The following is a 20,197-nucleotide window of genomic DNA, read 5'->3' as shown; positions in this document are numbered from 1 at the left end:
TTTCATATTCAATTATGCCCGCTCGCCCAGTGAGTAGACTTGCCGCCAGTGCATCCATTAGCTGGCGGCTTTTTTCTAAAACGGTTTTAGTAAATTGTCAGGTGTGAGCTCTAATTGGTCTAGTAATGACCAACGCGCTTGCTTTTGCACACTGCCTTTACCCAAAATCCAGTAATCATAGGTTTTTTCGATTTCGCCATTGCTGTGCTGAATACTCAACCAGGCATTAACGTAGCTCAGTATGTCTAAGTTACGTTTAGCAACAGCAAAACCTACTGGATACTGTATGGCTGCTCCTTGCGGGACCACCACACCAAACTCAGGGTAAAACATACTCCAGGCAAAACCGGCTTCAGCACTAATTACCAGGGCATCATAGTCATCAGGATGAGTAAAGTACTGCTTCAGGTTGGCAATGGTAGACACCTTCACTTGAGGATGGTGTTGCGCTAATTGCTTTAGCAGTGGCGCATATTCAACATGGGCCAAATGCAGCTGTGGCTGAGACAGCAGCGCCTGTTTATCAGCGAAGCGTTTTAAATCATGATCTTTGGCTAGCAGCGCCAATTGTAGCTCTAGCACTTGGTCACTAAAACGCACCCGTTGCAAGTCGGCGACATTTATCTCCAAGCCAGACATAGCAATATCAAAATATCCTTTGTTAAGGTATTCAGTCAGTTGCGGTTTTTTAAATGGAATAAACTCAACTTCGACATCGAGATCGGCGGCCAGACGATGGGCTAGGCTAACGTCAAAGCCAACCAGTTCACCGCGTTGATTAAAATAGCTAAAGGGGACATTATCAACCAAATAACCCACCCGCAGCAGGTTGCGCTTTTTGATCACCTCAATGTTGGTTAAAGACAACTCACCACTTTGGTATGCCTTAGGAACGTAATTTAATACGTGGGCAGGCACCGTGTCTGAGATCACCATATTTGCAATGGCTTCATCGGCGGGTTTAGTGTGCTTGGCCAGATAACTGTTGGCAGTAAAGCTGGCCAGCATACCAAGCGGTAACAAGGCACTCAACAGAGATAAATAGTAAACCGATCGCACACGTTTAAAATGCAACTGCTTACGCTGAATAAAAATACACAGGAACACAAAAGTAAATATGTACACTACCGTGGTTGGTGAGACGATTTTCGCGGTCAAAACCGACATGGACAGATAAATTTGGTAAGTGTCTGCAGGGACCCGCAAGACGTCCAGCAAGTATGGAATAGCAATGTGAACATTGGCAAAATAACTCAGCATTGCAGACAAAGAGATATTGGGGATTTGCTCTACGCCAATTTGATTGCCAGTTAACCATGCGGCAAAAGAGACAAAAATTAACGTGGTGAGTTTGCCAAGACTCGGAAACGTATAAGCGATGGGCACCAGCACCTCGGCAATATGATCGGCACTTTCATCACTTTGTTTTATTTTACGCAGGTGGGTTTTAATACCTTCGGTTATTACTGGCAGTACGATAAACACATTACCGGTACTAAATGCCGTTATCCAAGCATTACGCATTACCCAAATAAGATCGCGATATTTTACTGGAGTTAATGCTGCCACCAGCATCGGCAGTAAAACCAGCATCAAGTAAAGACCAACGCACAGTACCACCACCCAATACACTTGTAAGTTAGACAGCTCCTCGACACTCATGGTCCCTGCGGTGCTGGCCGTCATAGCAAATATGCCCAGCGGGAAAATGGCGATGATCTTCTTTGACATCACCGATAGACCTTGGCCAACCACCTCTAAGACATCCAGTAAGCGGTGTTTTTTTTGATTGGCAATTAATGCCATACCAAGGGCAATACAAAAGATAACTAAAGCGGGCACGTTGCCCTCAGCCATGGAGGCGAAGGGGTTCGCAGGAATGTATTGGGAGACAAAATCCACTTCTGGTGCCGCGGTAACTAGGGCTGGAGAGAAAAAGGTGCCGGCATCGTGCTGTGGTAAGGTCATAATAAAGCACCAGATCACCGCCAAACCAATGCTCCATAAGGCGATCATCACTAATGCTGCTCTGGCGAGAACGGTTTTTACTTGTTCGGGGTTAAACTTACCCAATCCAACAATGAGGCTGACCACAATATAGGGTAAAATGGTGATTTGCATTAAACTGACAAAGCCAGCACCGATGGGCTGTAAAAATGACACCCGCTCACCAAAAATAAGTCCAACGGCCACGCCTAACAGCAAGGCCCATAGCATCCAATTGATGTTTTTTAAAAAATCTAGCAGCTTAGTCATAGGCTCAAATTAAAAAAGAGCGGTATTGTAATGAGCTTAGCTGAAAATTGCCTGAATACAGCACAAGGGCTGCGCTTTATCAGCGCAGCAATGGACATCCATATTATAAAATGTAGTCGTCGCCACTTTTACTGCGGTAACATGCCTTGCCATAGGGTTGCTGGACGCCATGGAAAAAGCTCATCCACAACTTTTTAAGTTCTGTATTACAGGCTTGCTCTTGTACCGAAGACAGTGGAGTTTCTACTAAAATGTCTTCAATGTGGGCATTGTCAAATTGACCAATGGCACCAGTGCGATTAAACGTTATTTCAATATGACGGCCATCTTGCATTTTTAGTAGCAGGGCTTCTGGGGCTTCACGATGGCCACATAAGGCAACGAACTGGCGACAGTTTTTTAGCCCGCAGTGACTGCCGTTGGCAAAGAAAGCCAACAGGTGGTTGTAGTAAACCACATAGTTGCTTACCTCGGCGTGAGAGCCAAACTCAAGCGGGCATTGCTCGTCTAAATACTGCTTTGCCAGTTCAGTTTGCTGCACTTTGTCGTTTGTGATTGGGGTTGTTGTCTGTTGCTGTAACTGCGCTGCCATGATCCACCTCACTTGTTCATGTTGTCATGTAATAGGAAATATATTCTGGTTGTTTCGTGTACATTTTGAGTGTAGGGTAAATATTCAAATAATTTCACAAAAAGAATTTCACAGTGTGAATTTCACAAAACAAGGGTGTGAAATCATGGCTAAAGTGGCAAGTTTAATCAGAAAATCCCATTTTCTCGGCACCAAAATACGTAACTTAAGAAAAAGAAATCACTTAACGCTAGAGGACCTTTCGGCACGCTGTGTCAAACAAGATCCAGCCAGTGCCCCTTCGGTGTCTTACCTATCGATGATAGAGCGCGGCCAGCGTACCCCCAGTGAAGCCATGCTGGAGAATTTTTCTAGCGTGTTCCAAAAGCCCATAGACTGGTTTTTAGACAGCCAGCCCGAGGCACCTGAGTTGGCTCCAGATAAGGGCAATTCGGGTGGTATTATGGGGATGGCGTTGGAGCCAAACTTTTTGTTTGCCAAAGAAATTTTACAAATAGCGATTCCGGAGATGCTGTCTCAAGCTGGGATCAGCGGTCGTCAGTTTGCACACTTGCTGATCCGTGCCCACCAAGAACATCATCAAAACCATTTCCCCGATTTAGAGCGTGCCGCCGATGAAGTGGGGGGCAAAAACCTCTATCTCAGTGTCGATGAGCTCAAGAGCATTTTACAGCAAAAAGGCCGTACACTGGTGTGGTTTAAACAAGACAGTCACCCAGATCAGGGGCTTATAACGTCATACTTTAAAGAACCCAATCAGGTGTATCTTAATGAACAATTAAAACAGCACCCAGCGCGGCTAAAATACGATTTAGCGGTGCATATTGGTCATGCTGTGCTGCACACCACTGAGGGCTTAGAGTGTACCTTGACCACCGGTGAAAGCCGTCAGGATGCCCATACTTTCGATCACGATACCCCCAATGCGCAAGATATCCTAAGAGCCTGGCAGGACTTTGAGTCGAGCTTTTTTGCCGGTGCTCTACTGTGTCCCAGAACGCCATTTCGGCAACTGCTTGAAAGTCGTGGCTACGATATTCGCGTGCATCAACAATTGGGGATATCGGCCTCGGTGGTGATGCGTAGAATGACCTCGGTGTCTCCTTACCCTCACTGGCACTATTTTGATGCTTACCAAGCCGGTAAGCTTAAAGCGGTCTATCGCGGTAATGGTATCCCACTGCCATGGGGGAATATGCGCAGCGTGGCCGATCCTTGCCAGCATTGGGCGGTGTTTCGCAAGTTTCACGATGACAGCCAACAGTCCAGTGCCCAGTTGTCGATCCTCAATGTTGATGGCAAGCCCCGGCTTTACTGTTGTGAATCAGTGAAAATTATCGATGTGGCGGATCGTCCTCGGGTGCTATGCGCTGGGCTTGATTTAACCCCGGCTATTGCAGCACAAGGAATTGATGCCGATGCCTTAGTCGGTGAATTGCAACAAGCTTGCATACAACATGGTGGTGCCAGTGTGGTGCCGTACCATATGAAAACGCAGTTATTGCGCGTTGCGAAAATCTTGAATATTCAATGGGTCGAACGTGGTTTAGATGGGGTGGTGCGGGTGATTTGCACTCGCGGTAAAAGTTGTCCTAGGCAGCCAAGTTGTTATGTCGAGAGGCATAGTTGACGCCATCCGGTGAATTTTTGTTGAGTTTTTGATAATAAAAGTTGAAAAAATCGGCGTTGCATGCCATATTTTTTATGCAGTTTGTTTACATCTGCTTAATACTCATTCTTTTAACTATCATCTAGGAGACGTAAATGTTCATCTACAACAAACAGCGCCCTAGTGATCTGCATGAATGTTCCGTTAATTACCACTTGAGTGAGTGGTTCGACGAATAGCCTCACCTGAATTTTAATTCTATTCCCACTGACAATATGTCGGGCGGGTTTATCACGTTCCGTATCAATGCGAATGTAAACTCGAACCTTAATTGCGTTTGGCTTTTGCAAAAAACGAAATGAATAAGGCTTACTTCTGCGCGTGTGACCATCGTCATCTGTGTATAAGTTGCCGCGGGCGCTTCGGGCAAAATACGCTGTGCAGCAGCCTAGCTTTGCAAGGGTACGGATCATAGAAACATATATCATTCAGGTAAATACTATGAAAAACAATAACATTCTATTTGTATCACTAGCGGCTTTAATGCTTGTGACAAGCCATAGCTATGCTTGCTCAACTACTGAAACAGAACCGAACGACAGCGAAGGTAATGCCAATAGTGGAGTGTGCAATAACACCACAATTAGCGGCGAGTTATCCAGAAGGGATATCGACTGGTTTACTTTTGATGTGGCGGCACCAGGTTCAATAGATATTTCCCTAGACCATAGCTCTGGTGATGATTTTGACTGGTTCTTATATCAAGAGACTGGCTCAGCGGTTATCAGTAGGGAAACCAGTCAAATTCCAGAAACGGGAAGTTTTTATGCTGAGACGGCAGGTACCTATTATTTAAAACTAACGCGATACAGTGGTTCTGGTTGGTATGATTTGATTGTTAATTTTGTCCAAGATGAAACTCCTCCGCCATCAACTGGAGAGTGTAATTACGGTATTCGGCCGTCAAAACCTAGGTCATTAAAGGCATATCTTGCTGGTAATAGCTCAGACACTTGCAATACGCTGACACCAGATAACGGTGCCACGCTCTTAATGGGAGGGGGAACCGATGTTGATAACGCCTTAAGCCAAAGAGTCGCTCCTCATATTGGTAATGGTGCTGATGTGGTGGTACTGCGTACTTCAGGCACAGACGCGTACAATGATTACTTACTTGGTCTGATGGCGGCAGATTCCGTTGAGACCTTAATTATTGACTCTGTTAGCAAGGCTAATGACCCTTATGTTGATTGGGCTATTCGCAGTGCCGAGTTTGTCTGGTTTGCTGGAGGCGATCAGTCTGATTATCTAAATACATGGCAAGGAACTTTTGTTCAAAGCGCGGTGCAGCACGTTTTTGATAAGGGCGGTGTTGTTGGTGGCACATCAGCGGGAATGGCATTACTGGCCGACAGTATTTACGATCCTGATGGGGTGCTCGGTGCTATTTCCAGTGAAGTAGTAACTGATTATTGTCACGAAACACTGAACTTTAGTAGTCGATTTGTTGCTATTCCCATGCTAGACAATTCGCTAACAGACACGCACTTTGCTGAGCGTGACAGAATGGGACGTGCAGCCGTATCTTTAGCTCGTCACAGTAGTAACTATTTTAATATTGCAGCAAGCGAAGCAACATCAATTTTCATCAATAGCGACGGTGAAGGGATCGTGGATGGCAGCGCTGAAGTTTATATTCTTAAAGAAACAGCAGACACTAAAAGAACAGCACTTGCTTGCGGTGAAGCAGTACAATATCAAGACTTTTTGCGAGTAAAAGTGTTGCCGGGGCAGAGTTACAACATCTACACCCATACACATAGTAGCAGTGAACTTGCAGTCTCCATTGACGGCAACTTGAATAACTTCTATTTACCCAATAATCCTTATTAATCAGATAAGTACAATTACTTTTCTGCGCAAAAACCCAATGCCGTTGTCGGTATTGGGTTTTATATCTGGAGTAAAAGGACCGTACTAAGGGTCGTATTCTATGGTTGAGCTATGCATTTTAGTTAGCTCATTTCTAATCACGAGTTCAGATGAAAGCGCAATGATTACCCGTGGCGAATATTTTCAATATTCAATGGCTCGAACGTGGTTTAGATGGGGTGGCGGGTGATTTGCACTCGCGGTAAAAGTTGTCCTAGGCAGCCAAGTTGTTATCTAGAAGGTGCTTGAGTTGCTGCTAGCTATGAGGATTTAAGGCTGCAATGGTGGCGCCTTTAGGCTAAAATGGCGAACCGTCTCAGTGAATGGTTACTATGAATATTGCAATTAAAAGCGAAACCAACCCCAACGTCTCCTGCAGTAATTGCAAAGCGTGTTGCTGCCGTTTAGAAGTCATGATTATTTCAGATACTGGGGTACCAGAGACCTTTATCGAACGCGATCAGTTTGGCAGCGAAACCATGCGGCGACTGGATGATGGCTGGTGTGCGGCGCTGGATAGAGACACTTTTATGTGTACGATTTATGAAAACCGTCCTTGGATCTGCCGTGAGTTTGAAATGGGCTCTTACGAGTGCATTGAACAACGTGATGCTACCTTGTAAGGCAATTCATGGCATGAAAAGGTGTGCTAACTAGGGCAATATCGCGGCCTTGATGACACGGAAATAGCATCAGTGATGCGCGCTTACCGCTGCAGGCAAGAGCTTGTGGCAAACGCGCTATGTTTGTTAGTGATTAGATTTTATTGCGAATTAGGTCTCTGACCATAAAGCGGTTGGGGTGAATGGCCTGATGAACACGTTCACTGAAGGGCCGTGGCTCTGTGAGTAAACTTGATACTAGGTGCTCTGTAGCAAGCGGCGCACTGCATAGGCCCCGAGCGCCAAAGCCAGTAACTAGGTGCAAGCCTTGATGGGGTTGTGTAAGTGGTGCAAAGTCAAATTGCTTACCCTTTCTTAAATTAGCAAAGCCGTGACAGAAATCCTCAGGATCTTGAACTTGCCCTAGCATGGGTAAGTGATCATTAAAACAGCAGCGCACGGCAGCCTTAGCACTGGTGATAGCGCCTAAACTGGTGGCAAAGTCGCTGTCTGGGTAGAAACGCTGAAGCTGGGCGCGATTGCTGTCATCGTCCTGGGCTTTTAAGGCTCGACTTTTACTATTTTTATCAAAGGTTGCCCCCATGCAATGGTAGCCCTCAAGAGCTGGGGTGAAATACCCCTTGTGGCATAACACGGTTTTTAGCTGCTGCGATGCTTCTCCCGCTTCCACATGCGACACTTGTCCACGCACTCCATGGAGTGGAATATGGCGCGTTTGTTCAAAGCGATCACTGTGCTCTCCGGCGCACACGAAAACATCGCTGAAAGGACCATATTGCTGACCTTGACTGTGCAATATCCAGCCGGCATCGGTGTGTTCGAGTGCTTCAATGTCGGTATTAAAGTGGCTTTCTATGTGCTGTAATTGACTTGCTGCTGAGAAAACCGCTTGGGTAGCTTGGGCCGGATGCAGCCATCCTGCTTCGGGAATATAGAGGCCACCATAAGGTAGGGGTGTGCCGGCAAGCTCCGAGGCCATGTGTTTATCTACGGCATAGATCAGCGCCTGGGGCCAATTGGCTTTATCGGTTATATTCTGGTGCTGTTGCTGTTTTGCCTCGGTGACGGATTGCAGCAGTACGCCGCACCAGTCATGGGCAAAGTCAAAACCGGCTTGGTGCACCTGCTGATACAGGCGTTTAGCGTATAAGAAGCTATGGGCATAAAACTCACTCGGTGGGGTCGTATCCGCTTGCAGATTAGGATAAAGCGCCCCTTGGCGGTTGTGAGATGCGCCCATGGCAAGCTGGGGATCTTGGCAAAATAAACTGGCCGCAATGCCACGCTTAGCTAAATGGTAAAGTAGGCAGCTTGAAGCGATGCCGCCACCAATCACAGCAACATCACTCAGCTGACGTGACTGGGTATGATAAAAAGACGGGGTGTTGTGCTGCTCAGTGGCCTGCGGCAAGACGCCCACCACCATCTCGCGTTTACGACCAAATCCTTTTACTTTTTGGCATTCAAACCCAGCTTGTTGCAGTCCTCTGCGCACAAAGCCAGCTGCAGTGAAGGTGGCAAAGGTGGCATTGGCTCTACTCATGTTCGCCATGGCATCAAACAAAGACTGCTGCCACATATCTGGGTTTTTGCTTGGAGCGAAGCCATCTAAAAACCAGGCATCAACAAACCCTTCCTCACTGTAGCTAAGTTGTGGCAGGGTGTCGTGAATGTCACCAAACCACAGATCCAGTATTACAGAACCGTGCTCAAACTCGAGGCGATGACAGCCCGATAACGCCATCGGGTACTGCTGGCACAGTTGTGTAGCCAGCGGCTGTAAAGTGGGCCATGCCGATAAGGCTGGAATAAGGTCATTGAGGTGAATGGGGAACTTTTCAAACGAGACAAAGTGCAGTTGTGTGACATTGGCATTACTGGGTCGCGCTAAAAACTGTGCCCAGGCGTTTAAAAAGTTTAACCCGGTACCAAAGCCGGTTTCAGCAATAACAAATTTGCTCTTGCCATGATTTTGTAACCGCTTATCGATATGGTTTTGCTGATAGAAGACATAATGTGACTCGGCTAAGCCGTCATCATTAGAAAAATAGACGTCATCAAAACTATTGGCGACTGGGGTGCCGGCCTCGTTGAAATGTATTTCAGCGTTTTTAATCATGGAAAACTCTATGTTAGGCTATTTTAGGCCTATTTTACTGACTTTTAGGGTAATAGTCTGGTTGCATTTTTACTTATTTAGGTTCAGAGTACATGTGTACGCTGGAAAGCTGACCACTTGGGACTAAAATTCAGCGTATACTACGCACAATTTAGTTAATTCGAAGGGAATAACCCATGAGAAGAGCCGTTATTACGGGTATCGGTGTCGTTTCAAGCATCGGTAACGACAAGCAAGAAGTTTTAGAATCATTAAAAGCTGGCAAAAGTGGTATTGCTTTTAACCAAGAGTTTGCTGATTACAACCTTCGTAGTCAGGTTTCAGGTAAAATTGATATCGACATTAAGTCGCTTGTAGACCGTAAAGCACATCGCTTTATGGGCGATGCCGCTGCATTTTCTTATATTTCAATGGCCCAAGCCATTGCGGATTCCGGTTTATCTGACGAACAAGTGTCTAACGAGCGTACTGGTCTTATTGTTGGCTCTGGCGGTGGTTCGTCAAAATATCAGGTTGAAGCGGCGGATATCCTGCGTGAAAAAGGGGTCAAGCGAGTAGGCCCATACATGGTGCCTAGAACCATGGCCAGCACCACTTCAGCTTGCCTCGCAACGCCGTTTAAAATCAAAGGTGTTAACTATTCTATAAGCTCAGCATGCGCGACGTCTGCGCACTGTATTGGCAATGCGGTTGAACAAATTCAGCTGGGTAAACAAGACGTCATCTTCGCTGGTGGCGGTGAAGAACTGCACTGGACGTTGGCGATGGAGTTTGATGCTATGGGTGCATTGTCAACAAAATACAATGACACGCCTGAGCGCGCTTCTCGAACTTATGACGCTAACCGTGATGGCTTTGTTATCTCTGGCGGTGGCGGTATCGTTGTGGTTGAAGAGCTTGAGCATGCGCTAGCACGTGGTGCCCACATTTATGCTGAAATTGTTGGTTATGGTGCGACTTCTGATGGCTACGACATGGTGGCGCCATCGGGTGAGGGCGCGGTTCGCTGTATGAAGCAAGCCATGCAAGGGCTTGAAGGGCCAATTGATTACCTTAACACTCATGGCACCTCAACCCCTGTAGGTGACGTTAAAGAGCTTGGGGCAATTCAAGAATTGTTTGGCAATAACTCGCCTGCGATCAGTGCTACCAAAGCAATGACGGGCCATGCTCTAGGTGCAGCAGGTGTACACGAAGCCATCTATTCGTTGTTGATGCTAGACAATGACTTTATTGCGCCATCAATCAACATTGATGAGTTAGATGAGCAAGCGCAAGGTTTGGATATTGTTACTGAGCGTCGCGATGGTGCGCTTAATACGGTTATGTCTAACAGCTTTGGCTTCGGTGGTACTAACGCGACTTTAGTGATGTCGAAATACAAAGGCTAATTGCTGATTTCTAATACCAATTCGCTTAATTAAGTGGTCTATTTGAGGCAAGAAAATTCTGTCGATAACACCGCTCTCGCGTCCTGCTACCGCCAAGGTACCTACATCCGTGTAGGCAAGGCAAAAATTTTGCTATTTAGTTGTTCTAAATAAGAAATTTTTAACGCAGTTAGCGTCGAATTTACTCCCTCAAATTGAGCAAGTATTAATGCGGATTGGTATACTAGCATGAACAACAAAAGGCCCCCAATCATCATTGGGGGCCTTTTACGTTGTCTGCTGTAGTGTTTTGCAATCGGCTTGCTGTTAACGTACTTTGTGTTTCATCAAACGCTCTTTATCGCGTGACCAGTCGCGGTCTTTGATGTCTGCACGTTTGTCGTGTTGCTTTTTACCTTTTGCAAGATAAAACTCGAGCTTAACCCAGCATTTTTTCCAATACATTGCCGTAGCAATAAGTGAATACCCTTCACGCTCCGTAGCACCAATTAAACGAGATATTTCACGCTTGTTTAATAGTAACTTGCGATACCGTAAGGGATCACAAACCACATGAGAAGAGGCGCTATTTAATGGTTGGATTTGGCTACCCAGCAGGTAGGCTTCACCATTTTTGATGTGAATATATGTATCGGAAATATTGACCTTACCGGCACGGATGCTCTTAACTTCCCAGCCTTGTAATTCAATACCTGCCTCGAACTTATCGTGTAGTGAATACTCATGACGCGCTTTTTTGTTGAGCGCTATGGTATTGCTGTTTGATTTACTTGAATTTTTCTTTGCCATAATGGCCTAGTTTACCTATAAATCGGGTTATAAGACAGCGCTTTTTAAGCGATGTCGCGTATTTTTACCTAGTCAGTGCCTGCAAACAAGATAATTCTTCAAAAGCTTGGTAAAATCACCACATATAATTTTGGAGTGTCTATGCCACAGATAGAAAAAAGTGCATTGGTGATGTATAGCACCACTGAGATGTTTGAATTAGTCAACGATGTTGATGCCTATCCCGCTTTTTTACCGCACTGCTCGAATGCCAAGGTGATCGATAGTGATAACCAAGGAATGACCGCGAGCTTGGAGATCTCTAAAGCCGGGATAAAAAAGTGGTTTACTACTAAGAACCAATTTGACGACAACCGAGTTAAAATGCAGCTTGTTGATGGGCCATTTAAATCATTACATGGCTATTGGGAGTTCACGGCTTTGGATGACCAAGCGTGTAAGGTCAGTTTAAAGCTGGAGTTTGAATTCGCCAGTAAACTCATCGAAATGGCGTTTGGCAAGTTGTTCAACGAAGTTGCAAAGAGTATGGTGGCCGCCTTTACTCAACGAGCAAAAGTGGTGTACGGAGCAAGGTAATGATAAAAGTGGAAGTGGTTTTTGCGTTGCCAGACAAAGCAACCAGTTTAACCGTTGACGTGCCAGAAGGCACCTCTGCTGAGCAGGCTGTGCTCCAGTCAGGAATTTTAGAGCAATGCCCTGAGATTGATGCTAATAACCTGACATTAGGAGTGTGGAATCGTACGGTGAAACTTCACCATGTGGTAAAAGAAGGCGATCGTATCGAAATTTATCGTCCGCTTATTGCCGACCCGAAAGAGGCCAGAAGACGCCGAGCAGAAAAGGCAAAAGAGGAAGGCAGAGCCAGTAAAGTGACTGGTGGCAGGCCCACCGAGCAGAAATAACAAAAAAGGGATGTTGCCATCCCTTTTTACTATTGATCGAGTGGAGTATCAAAGTTTTCGGGTTTGTCGAAGTCGCCGCTTACTCTAGCAAGCTTGTCATTTTCGAAATACACCGTAAAAGATTTCCTTACTTCCGATTCGCGGTCAATATTGAATACATATTTATAGTGCCAAACATCATCATTAAAGGCATCTTTTGCCAGTGGTGTGCCCAACACATAAATAACTTGCTCTCTAGTCATCTCAACACGCAGTTTATCGACATCTGACTGCTCTAAGAAATTACCTTGTGGCACGTTGATGCGATAAATCCAGCTAGAGCAGCCCGATGTAAATATCATCATCACTACAGCACTGAGCCAAACAGAAAGGGTTTTATTAGACAGCATGAAATTGTGTATCCTTATTATCAGTTGTTTGCATGATACCTATTGCACAGAGAAGGTAAAGTCTCTTAGCGGATTTGGACTGCGCTCAGTGTAAAAAGTTCGCCGGGAAGTTGCAATAGAGAGATAGTGGCAGTATGGCGTTGAGCAAAACCAATTACACGAGACAGACAACACTATATTGCTTAAGCTGGGTGGTGTGGCAATAACGAGAAGCCTGGCAAAGTGATTGTGACTTTAATTGGGTGATTGCTTAGTGAATTGGTATAAAAGGTGTATTTTGTTAGGAAAAAAATGGTTAACTGCAATGGCAGTTCCGCCGCAGCCGATGTGGAGTATTTATATTGTCGAAACCCGAGGAGGCCATTGGTATACCGGTGTTACCACTGACGTGGCCAGAAGAGTAAGTCAGCACCAAAGTGGTAAAGGCGCAAAAAACTTACGCGGCAAAGGACCTTTAACGTTAAAGTATCAACGTCAGGTTGGCAGTAAATCTCAGGCTTTGAAATTGGAGTGGCAGCTTAAAAAGCTGACCAAAACCCAAAAAGTCCAGTTTGTCGCGTCCAATGGCCAACGTGCTAACGACAAGATAAAAGCGTTATTAGCAAATCAATCGCATCAAAGCTGAGTAATGCAATGGCCTGCTAATCAGTGATTGCCGTCGGTTTGGCTAGCAGCATGATAAAGCGGTTAATGAGTTCGACGCTGGCTTGGTACTTGTTGAGGTCGATATTGTCGATACTATCGCTGATTTTATGGTGGTGCTGATCTTCCCCCATGCCAAAGTAGATATAAGGGATCCCTTGGCGATAAAAGGCATAATGATCGCTCGCCTTATGCCAGTTAATTCTGGCGTTGTTGCTATAGCGAGCTAATTGCCGAGTTGAAGAGACTACTTTGAGTTGGATTTCTGGGCTAGGTAGTGCTTTTAATATACTTTCGTAATCAGAAAAGCGTGGTGACAGTAAGGCAAAAAGGCGGTTGCGATGATTCACCGCTAACATGTCTAAGTTAATATTAAACGCCACCTTTTGATCTAGTGTATCTGCGTAAAATTTGGCGCCATGAAGGCCCCTTTCCTCGGCGTCAGTGGCGACAAATAAAAAGTCTCTAGCGCGAGCTTGAGTCGATAAGTTGTGCGCTATGTTAAGCATGGCAGCAACACCAGAAGCGTTATCATTGGCTCCCGGGTAATGGCGTTCACCATGGCGTCCGAGGCCGTCATAATGGGCGCTTAACACAATAGCATCAGTGCATCGCTGTTTAGTACAGGGAAGTTTTGCGATGACATTATGCCCTGTGGCTTGGCTAAAGAACCCAGCAGGAAAAGTAAAAGGTTGATAGCTAGGCTGTGCTGCCATGCTGTCAAAGCGAGCAAAGATATACTCGGCACTCAAGTTGGGTGTTTTGGCGCCACTTTTCCGGCCTAAATGTTGCTCACTGGCCAGTGTGTTTAGGTCGAGTAACAGAGTATTAGGCATTTGCGCCTGTGTTCCCACTGGCCAAAACAGAGCCGTTAAAGTTAATAAGCTTGCCAGAAATATCTTCAGAATCATCATATGCTGAACACGTTGGTTGTTAATAAGAGGCTGATGGTTCAACCAGATGTTGAGCGACCCCTCTTAGCACCGCCAGCTTACCTTCATACACTCGTTTGTCATGACTAAACAGTGCCATTTGATGGGCACGTGTTAACAAATGTTCAGCCTGGTCAAGATCACCGGCAACGTAGGCCACCTTAGCTAAGCCAAAATAACTACCATGTAAATGCTTATCAAGCACTTTTGCCTGGGTGTAATAGCGCTTTGCTTGTTTCATATTACCCTTTTTAAACGCTTCATCACCCAATACCAACATATAATATGGGTTCGACTTCCTCGCTAGATGAATACGGTGTTCTAATTCTTGCGCCTCTGCTGTTCGCTGGGTTATAGAGTAAAGTTTAGCGAGGTTGCTCATGACATTGAGGTTATCATCATTAATTTCGAGCGCTTGGTTGTAGGCACGCTCAGCCAGTTTAAACTGACCACTAATACGATAAAGAATGCCGAGATTACCCCAGGCACCATCATGGTAAGGGTCGACTTTGATAGCCGCATTGTAATAGCTATATGCTAAGTCTAACTGATCATTTATCATCGCCATTGCCCCTTTGTTACTATAGAACATGGCGAGTATAGTGTCGGCGCTAATCGCGGTGGTAGCAAAATCACGGCCTCGGCTGTTGGGGTCGAAGTCAATGGTGACGGATGCCGGTTTTACATAAAATGTTTTGACGTCATTGTTAACTTTATCGACTTCAGATACACGAACATTCACATGACCGGTAAGTAAGCTGTAACCACGGCTTTGGTCCCAGTATTCAGGAATATGTACCCGCTGAAACTGGGTGTGTAAGCCTAAATGTCGAGAAATAGCGTGCGCTAAGATAGAAAGCGATAAGCAATTAGCATTCATATTACGATATGTCTGGTTTGCAGTGAGGTTAGCGCCAGATTGATAGGACATGGATTGATCGCCACTTTCAACTAAAAATCGTAGCAACTGCTTGGCCTGCTTTAAACCAACCGTATCCGCTTTAAAGTACATACCTAATTGCTGTTGAATATCTTCGTTAAGCTTGAAGACTTCATCACGCGTTTCTACCGCTTGTATTTCAAAGGGCTTGGCAGAAACCAGTATGGTGTTGTCGATATCGATGGTTTTGGTGGCTTTACAGCCCACGATAGTGACAGATAATAGTAACAGTGAGAGCAACTGGCGTGTTTGCATACAACCTCCTACAGGGTAACGAAAGTGCAAAACATCGTCATTATGAGATTTGCTTGTACCCAACTACTTTCTTATACCTTAGTACAATAATAGTCAATTGCGGTAGACAAACTTGTTACTGAATATGACTAATGGTTGGCGTAGGCAACCTGCTGATTGCTACGCCATTGGTCACAGATTAAAAACTAGCAACTAGGTCATCCAGTGTTTTCGCCGAGGTTGCTAGACGCTGAATGGCTTGTTCGGTATCGAGTTGCTCATGCATTACTGAGTCACTGATTTCACTGATCTGCTCAATGTTACGGCCAACATCGGCAACCACATTACTCTGTTGCTCTGTTGCCGTAGCGATAAGTGCAGTCATATCATTGATTTGGTTTGCGGTTTCAGAGATCTCAAGCATTAAATCAACAGACATTTGCATGGTATCGACACTCTGTTCTGCCTGTTTACTTGATTGTTGGATCTGGGTGACTATGCTGTCAGAAACCTGAGTAAGCTCGGAAATGGTTGCTTGAATCTCGTCTGTTGACTGTGAGGTACGGCTGGCTAACGCACGAACCTCATCAGCGACCACGGCAAAGCCACGACCATGCTCGCCAGCTCGGGCAGATTCAATCGCCGCGTTTAATGCCAGTAAGTTAGTTTGCTCAGAGATGCCACTGATGACGTCAACGATATTGGCAATGGACTTGGTCTTTTGCGCCAGTGTAGCCACTTGAGATGCCATGTTGTCGATGTCTGTCGCTAACAGGTGCAATGTCTCTTGGCTTTGTTGTACGCCTTGGCGACTGCTTGCAGTGGATACTTTACTCTCTTCAGTGAGCTTAGCTGTATTGGTGGCGCTACTGGCAATTTCTTGCACGGTGGCGCCCATTTCATTTATTGCTGCAGCAACAGACATGGTTTGCGACTTTTGCTCTTCTAGTGACTGCGAGTTTTGCTGGCTTTGTGTTAACACTGCCTCACTAGTTGCGCGAATAGAGTGGCTTTCTTGGGCCACCATGTGGATCGCCTCTTCAATTTTGGTCATAAACTGGTTAAAGCCATTCGCCAAAGCATGCAACTCAGGCTGCGAGGAGTCAGGCAAACGATAGTCTAATTTGGCATCACCATTGCCTAGTTGATCAAATAACTCTGCCATATTCTTTAGAGGCGCACTGAGGTTTTTTGACAGCAGCATACTGATAAAACTAGCCACCAAAGCAATAACCAGTGAAAACCCGATGATCTGCCACTGCAACTCAGTGATGCCACTGTATACTTCGCTGGTGGGCACTTGAGCAACAACCAAAAGATCGGTATTTGGAATAGGGCTGGCAGCAACCAAATTGGTTTCACCATCCACCTCTAGCTCTTTGACGATAAAACTATCGGTATTACTAAATACGTCGCTATCGTTACCATAAAAGTCGCTTAGAGACGATTTCGCTACTTTACCGGCATCGGGGTGAAGTTGCACTGTGCCTTGGCGGTTAATGACAAAGACAAAGCCGGTTTGCTCAATCTTCATATTGGCTAACATGGCCTGCATGTCGTCAATGCTTTTCGCCAACCCCGCCAGACCAATGCCGTTAAGCTGCTGGTGGTTCACAAACATCTTCACATCACCAGGAGCTTCTTGATAGATGCTAATAGAAAACGCCTGACTACTTTGCGTAAAGCCGAAAAACCAACCGTCTTGTTCACGGTTTAGCTGGCGCAAAAAGCCATTTTGATTCCAGTAGTTATGGTTTTCTCGGTTCGCCCATGAGGCCGTTACTAAGTCATATTGAGCAGCAATGCGTTTGAGCTCATTCACTAACAAAGTCTCATCAAGTTGGTTTTGCTGTGCACTTTGCGTAATAAATAAGTTACTGGATAGCTGTTGTGCTGCATTCTTTAAGCTATTAATTTCCTTGCTCAGTGATTTATTTATACTTTCTACTTTGCTGGGTAATTCAGATTGCAGCATGCGTTCATTTGTGAGCGTTTTGGCGCTGTAGAGCGAGGTAACCCCGATCAAACAAGCAACCGCTATGGCAATAAGACTACCTAGTAAAGTAATTCTTTGAGTTATAGTTAAGCCTGTATTTTGCATTAGATTTGTGTGTGTAATCCCGTGGAACCGATTATTCTAGCATAGTAAATAACCAGCTCGGAACAAGTTGGCATGCTCTAAAAGCAAAAAAATTATCTTGTAGATGAGTGCCATAACAAGACAGGCAGATTGAGCGAAGACAAATAAAAGGCCACAACCTCAGGGAGGGAAGTGGCCTTGGTTTCTAACAAGCGAATCGGTTGTGATGCATCACCTTCTGCTGTGCACAAGAGCACCATCATTAGATTATTTTCTTCATATCAGACATGTAGCCGCGCAAGGTTGCACCGACTTTTTCAACCGGATGATTACGAATGGCTTGATTCACCGCAATTAACTTTTGGTTGTCTACGTAGCCATCAGCTGCTGTTAAACCTTGGCCAATATCACTCACACTTACGCTTTGCATAAAGGGTTGTAATAAAGGTAAACACGCATGATTGTACAAGTAACAGCCGTATTCTGCCGTATCAGAAATAGTCCGGTTCATTTCAAACAGCTTTTTACGTGCGATGGTATTGGCGATTAATGGTGTTTCATGTAGTGACTCATAATAAGCGGATTCGTCAATGATCCCCGCAGCGGTCATGGTTTCGAAGGCCAGCTCTACACCGGCTTTAACCATCGCCACCATTAAGATACCTTGATCGAAAAACGCTTGCTCTGAGATTTCGGCATCGCTGTTGGCTTGCTTTTCAAACGCGGTTTCTGCGGTTTCGGCTCGCCAAGCATGGAGCTTAGCATCGTCTTCAGCCCAATCGGCCATCATGCCCTTGGAGAACTCACCACTGATAATATCGTCCATGTGCTTGTTATAAAGCGGGCGCATTAGCGTTTTTAACTGCTCACTTAAGTCAAAAGCACGAAGCTTTGCTGGGTTAGATAGCCTATCCATCATGTTGGTGATACCACCATGTTTAAGTGCTTCAGTGATGACTTCCCAGCCATATTGGACTAATTTTGAGGCGTAACCAGGTTCTATCCCTTCTGCGACCATTTTGTCAAAGCATAATATTGAACCGGTTTGCAGCATGCCGCATAAAATGGTTTGTTCGCCCATTAAGTCCGATTTCACTTCGGCAATGAAGGACGATTGTAATACCCCAGCTCGGTGGCCACCGGTGCCAGCTGCATACGCTTTCGCTTGTTCTAAGCCTTTGCCCTCAGGATCGTTTTCTGGGTGAACGGCGATCAAAGTGGGGACACCAAAGCCGCGTTTGTACTCCTCTCGAACTTCAGTACCAGGGCATTTAGGGGCAACCATGATCACCGTTAGGTCGTCGCGCACTTGCATCCCTTCCTCAACAATATTAAAGCCATGAGAGTAGGCTAGGGTGGCGCCTTTTTTCATCAGTGGCATTACGGCGTTGACCACCGCTGTATGCTGTTTGTCTGGGGTTAAGTTAAGCACCAAATCCGCTTCGGGAATAAGTTCTTCATAAGTACCAACCACAAAGCCATTTTCGCTGGCGTTGAGGTAAGATTGTCTTTTTTCTGCGATGGCAGAAGGACGTAGTGCGTAACTTACGTCAAGCCCCGAGTCACGTAAATTAAGGCCTTGGTTTAAACCTTGAGCACCACAGCCGACAATCACTAGCTTTTTGCCAAGGAGGGCATCGACACCTTGTTCGAACTCTTGGGGATCCATGAAGTGACATTGAGAAAGCTGAGCTAATTGCTCACGCAAAGATAAAGTATTAAAGTAATTCGACATGATATTTCCTGATGCTGTCCAAGTAGAAACTCAGTGTAGAGTAGAGCGTGGTTTTGGTTGCGTAAAATGATATATTTGAACTATAGTATTTCAAAAGGTGAAATACTATGAATCATAAACAATTAAAATACTTTCTTGCTCTGGCTGACACACTGCACTTTTCTCGCGCCAGTGAGCGTTGTTTTGTCAGTCCACCCACATTAAGTCGACAAATTAAGCAGTTAGAGGAAGAAGTTGGGGCGCCACTGTTTTTGCGAGATAACCGCACAGTTGAGTTAACCCAGCAAGGCAAAGCATTTATTCACTATGCCCAGTCGACTTTATCGAGTTGGCGGCAATTTAAGAGTGAGTGTGTAGACGATAATAAACCACTCAGTGGTGAGCTCAGTTTATTTTGTTCGGTGACCGCGACTTACAGTTTTATTTATGATTTATTCTCACGGTTTCGTCACCAATACCCCCAGGTAGAGTTGAACCTCATTACTGGCGATCCGGCGCATTCAATTGCGCAAGTGGCCAGTGGCAAAGAAGATGTGGCGGTGGCGGTAAGGCCAAAACACTTGCCCAGTGGCATCGAATATTTGCCGATTGGTCGCTCGCGCTTAGTGTTTATTGGCCCCACCATGGACTGCCCCCTAAAAGCCACCTTAGAGCAGCACAGCAATGGTGAAATGCCATGGCACAGCTTGTCTTTTATTATGCCAGAGCAGGGCGTATTGAAAGAAAGGGTGGATAATTTTTGCAAAAAACACCATTTTACGCCCAAGGTGTATACCCATGTTTCAGGTCACGAAGCCATGGTGGCACTGGCCAGCCTTGGCTTTGGTATTGCTTGTGTGCCAGAAATCGTGATCAGTCAAAGCCCGTTCAAAAATCAAGTGCAACTATTACAGCTGCGTTCAGACGAAATTGAAATTGGCTTAGTAACTAAGAATAAAAGACTATACGACCCGGTGGTTAAGGCCCTATGGGATACGGCAAAAGGATTATTTACGTTGTAAAGCATCTATTCAGCTTGTGTGACTACACTGT

The 20,197-nt window shown here is 45.5% G+C and carries 17 protein-coding genes and 1 pseudogene; 9 read left to right on the top strand and 9 right to left on the bottom strand.

What is annotated here, in order from left to right:
• Positions 1-75 precede the first annotated feature (75 nt).
• Complete coding sequence (locus tag ACNKW2_RS10215; RefSeq protein WP_419148460.1) at positions 76-2,256, bottom strand: cation:dicarboxylate symporter family transporter; 2,181 nt, start codon at positions 2,254-2,256, stop codon at positions 76-78.
• Between the two features lie 103 nt (positions 2,257-2,359).
• The gene (locus ACNKW2_RS10210) at positions 2,360-2,848 is read right to left on the bottom strand and encodes an aldolase/citrate lyase/malate synthase family protein (protein ID WP_419148459.1); all 489 of its coding nucleotides are present in this window, start codon (positions 2,846-2,848) and stop codon (positions 2,360-2,362) included.
• Positions 2,849-2,993: 145 nt separating this feature from the next.
• Here ACNKW2_RS10210 and ACNKW2_RS10205 point away from each other — a divergent pair, with 145 nt between their 5' ends.
• The 4 genes and pseudogenes from ACNKW2_RS10205 (at position 2,994) to ACNKW2_RS10190 (ending at position 7,012) form a co-directional block, all read left to right on the top strand.
• A complete protein-coding gene (locus ACNKW2_RS10205) occupies positions 2,994-4,478 on the top strand; it encodes a DUF3612 domain-containing protein (RefSeq protein WP_419148458.1) in 1,485 nt (494 codons plus the stop codon).
• A 480-nt stretch (positions 4,479-4,958) separates the two neighbouring features.
• Complete coding sequence (locus ACNKW2_RS10200; RefSeq protein WP_419148457.1) at positions 4,959-6,350, top strand: pre-peptidase C-terminal domain-containing protein; 1,392 nt, start codon at positions 4,959-4,961, stop codon at positions 6,348-6,350.
• Between the two features lie 170 nt (positions 6,351-6,520).
• Positions 6,521-6,638, top strand: a pseudogene (locus ACNKW2_RS10195) (DUF3612 domain-containing protein); the annotation flags it as partial.
• A gap of 83 nt (positions 6,639-6,721) precedes the next feature.
• Positions 6,722-7,012: a YkgJ family cysteine cluster protein gene (locus ACNKW2_RS10190; protein ID WP_419148456.1), complete on the top strand. Its 291-nt coding sequence runs from the start codon at positions 6,722-6,724 to the stop codon at positions 7,010-7,012.
• A 133-nt stretch (positions 7,013-7,145) separates the two neighbouring features.
• Here ACNKW2_RS10190 and mnmC read toward each other — a convergent pair whose 3' ends face one another.
• Positions 7,146-9,131 (bottom strand): bifunctional tRNA (5-methylaminomethyl-2-thiouridine)(34)-methyltransferase MnmC2/FAD-dependent 5-carboxymethylaminomethyl-2-thiouridine(34) oxidoreductase MnmC1, encoded by a 1,986-nt coding sequence (gene mnmC, locus ACNKW2_RS10185; protein ID WP_419148455.1) that lies wholly within the window; start codon positions 9,129-9,131, stop codon positions 7,146-7,148.
• A gap of 176 nt (positions 9,132-9,307) precedes the next feature.
• On the opposite strand from mnmC, the gene fabB reads away from it, so the two are divergent.
• On the top strand, positions 9,308-10,522 hold the full coding sequence (gene fabB / locus ACNKW2_RS10180) for a beta-ketoacyl-ACP synthase I (RefSeq protein WP_336565911.1): 1,215 nt from the start codon (positions 9,308-9,310) through the stop codon (positions 10,520-10,522).
• A gap of 306 nt (positions 10,523-10,828) precedes the next feature.
• Here the strand turns inward: fabB and smpB are convergent, their stop codons facing one another.
• Positions 10,829-11,311 (bottom strand): SsrA-binding protein SmpB, encoded by a 483-nt coding sequence (smpB, locus tag ACNKW2_RS10175; RefSeq protein ID WP_336565912.1) that lies wholly within the window; start codon positions 11,309-11,311, stop codon positions 10,829-10,831.
• A gap of 141 nt (positions 11,312-11,452) precedes the next feature.
• Between smpB and ACNKW2_RS10170 the strand changes: the two genes are divergently transcribed.
• Both ACNKW2_RS10170 and ACNKW2_RS10165 read left to right on the top strand, forming a co-directional pair.
• A complete protein-coding gene (locus ACNKW2_RS10170; protein ID WP_419148454.1) occupies positions 11,453-11,887 on the top strand; it encodes a type II toxin-antitoxin system RatA family toxin in 435 nt (144 codons plus the stop codon).
• The gene (locus ACNKW2_RS10165; protein ID WP_336565915.1) at positions 11,887-12,213 is read left to right on the top strand and encodes an RnfH family protein; all 327 of its coding nucleotides are present in this window, start codon (positions 11,887-11,889) and stop codon (positions 12,211-12,213) included. Before ACNKW2_RS10170 ends, ACNKW2_RS10165 begins: the two co-directional genes overlap by 1 nt.
• Positions 12,214-12,242: 29 nt before the next feature.
• Here the strand turns inward: ACNKW2_RS10165 and ACNKW2_RS10160 are convergent, their stop codons facing one another.
• Positions 12,243-12,602, bottom strand: a complete 360-nt coding sequence (locus tag ACNKW2_RS10160; RefSeq protein WP_336565917.1) for an outer membrane protein assembly factor BamE — start codon at positions 12,600-12,602, stop codon at positions 12,243-12,245.
• 304 nt (positions 12,603-12,906) lie between these two features.
• Between ACNKW2_RS10160 and ACNKW2_RS10155 the strand changes: the two genes are divergently transcribed.
• A complete protein-coding gene (locus ACNKW2_RS10155) occupies positions 12,907-13,227 on the top strand; it encodes a GIY-YIG nuclease family protein (protein ID WP_419148453.1) in 321 nt (106 codons plus the stop codon).
• A 16-nt stretch (positions 13,228-13,243) separates the two neighbouring features.
• Here the strand turns inward: ACNKW2_RS10155 and ACNKW2_RS10150 are convergent, their stop codons facing one another.
• From ACNKW2_RS10150 to ilvC, 4 genes are all read right to left on the bottom strand, one after another.
• Positions 13,244-14,158 carry a M20/M25/M40 family metallo-hydrolase gene (locus tag ACNKW2_RS10150; RefSeq protein ID WP_419148452.1) on the bottom strand — a complete coding sequence of 305 codons (915 nt, stop codon included), beginning with the start codon at positions 14,156-14,158 and terminating at the stop codon, positions 13,244-13,246.
• 19 nt (positions 14,159-14,177) lie between these two features.
• On the bottom strand, positions 14,178-15,371 hold the full coding sequence (locus tag ACNKW2_RS10145; protein WP_419148451.1) for a tetratricopeptide repeat protein: 1,194 nt from the start codon (positions 15,369-15,371) through the stop codon (positions 14,178-14,180).
• Between the two features lie 178 nt (positions 15,372-15,549).
• On the bottom strand, positions 15,550-17,451 hold the full coding sequence (locus ACNKW2_RS10140) for a methyl-accepting chemotaxis protein (protein WP_419148450.1): 1,902 nt from the start codon (positions 17,449-17,451) through the stop codon (positions 15,550-15,552).
• A 241-nt stretch (positions 17,452-17,692) separates the two neighbouring features.
• Positions 17,693-19,165 (bottom strand): ketol-acid reductoisomerase, encoded by a 1,473-nt coding sequence (gene ilvC / locus ACNKW2_RS10135; protein ID WP_419148449.1) that lies wholly within the window; start codon positions 19,163-19,165, stop codon positions 17,693-17,695.
• A 107-nt stretch (positions 19,166-19,272) separates the two neighbouring features.
• Between ilvC and ilvY the strand changes: the two genes are divergently transcribed.
• Positions 19,273-20,166 (top strand): HTH-type transcriptional activator IlvY, encoded by an 894-nt coding sequence (ilvY, locus tag ACNKW2_RS10130; RefSeq protein ID WP_419148448.1) that lies wholly within the window; start codon positions 19,273-19,275, stop codon positions 20,164-20,166.
• Positions 20,167-20,197: the final 31 nt, after the last annotated feature.

This window comes from Pseudoalteromonas 'SMAR', assembly GCF_048515945.1.
Taxonomy (GTDB): domain Bacteria; phylum Pseudomonadota; class Gammaproteobacteria; order Enterobacterales; family Alteromonadaceae; genus Pseudoalteromonas.
Note: the sequence above shows the minus strand (reverse complement) of the source record. Positions and strands in the feature narration are given on the sequence as shown.

Excerpts from the sequence above, each read along its gene's own strand:
- ACNKW2_RS10210 (WP_419148459.1), bottom strand. The coding sequence starts at position 2,848 with ATGGCAGCGCAGTTACAGCAACAGACAACAACCCCAATCACAAACGAC.
- ACNKW2_RS10150 (WP_419148452.1), bottom strand. The coding sequence starts at position 14,158 with ATGATGATTCTGAAGATATTTCTGGCAAGCTTATTAACTTTAACGGCT.
- mnmC (WP_419148455.1), bottom strand. The coding sequence starts at position 9,131 with ATGATTAAAAACGCTGAAATACATTTCAACGAGGCCGGCACCCCAGTC.
- ACNKW2_RS10190 (WP_419148456.1), top strand. The coding sequence starts at position 6,722 with ATGAATATTGCAATTAAAAGCGAAACCAACCCCAACGTCTCCTGCAGT.
- ilvC (WP_419148449.1), bottom strand. The coding sequence starts at position 19,165 with ATGTCGAATTACTTTAATACTTTATCTTTGCGTGAGCAATTAGCTCAG.
- ACNKW2_RS10170 (WP_419148454.1), top strand. The coding sequence starts at position 11,453 with ATGCCACAGATAGAAAAAAGTGCATTGGTGATGTATAGCACCACTGAG.
- ACNKW2_RS10205 (WP_419148458.1), top strand. The coding sequence starts at position 2,994 with ATGGCTAAAGTGGCAAGTTTAATCAGAAAATCCCATTTTCTCGGCACC.
- fabB (WP_336565911.1), top strand. The coding sequence starts at position 9,308 with ATGAGAAGAGCCGTTATTACGGGTATCGGTGTCGTTTCAAGCATCGGT.
- ACNKW2_RS10140 (WP_419148450.1), bottom strand. The coding sequence starts at position 17,451 with ATGCAAAATACAGGCTTAACTATAACTCAAAGAATTACTTTACTAGGT.
- ACNKW2_RS10160 (WP_336565917.1), bottom strand. The coding sequence starts at position 12,602 with ATGCTGTCTAATAAAACCCTTTCTGTTTGGCTCAGTGCTGTAGTGATG.
- ACNKW2_RS10215 (WP_419148460.1), bottom strand. The coding sequence starts at position 2,256 with ATGACTAAGCTGCTAGATTTTTTAAAAAACATCAATTGGATGCTATGG.
- ACNKW2_RS10200 (WP_419148457.1), top strand. The coding sequence starts at position 4,959 with ATGAAAAACAATAACATTCTATTTGTATCACTAGCGGCTTTAATGCTT.
- ACNKW2_RS10165 (WP_336565915.1), top strand. The coding sequence starts at position 11,887 with ATGATAAAAGTGGAAGTGGTTTTTGCGTTGCCAGACAAAGCAACCAGT.
- ilvY (WP_419148448.1), top strand. The coding sequence starts at position 19,273 with ATGAATCATAAACAATTAAAATACTTTCTTGCTCTGGCTGACACACTG.
- ACNKW2_RS10145 (WP_419148451.1), bottom strand. The coding sequence starts at position 15,371 with ATGCAAACACGCCAGTTGCTCTCACTGTTACTATTATCTGTCACTATC.
- smpB (WP_336565912.1), bottom strand. The coding sequence starts at position 11,311 with ATGGCAAAGAAAAATTCAAGTAAATCAAACAGCAATACCATAGCGCTC.
- ACNKW2_RS10155 (WP_419148453.1), top strand. The coding sequence starts at position 12,907 with ATGGCAGTTCCGCCGCAGCCGATGTGGAGTATTTATATTGTCGAAACC.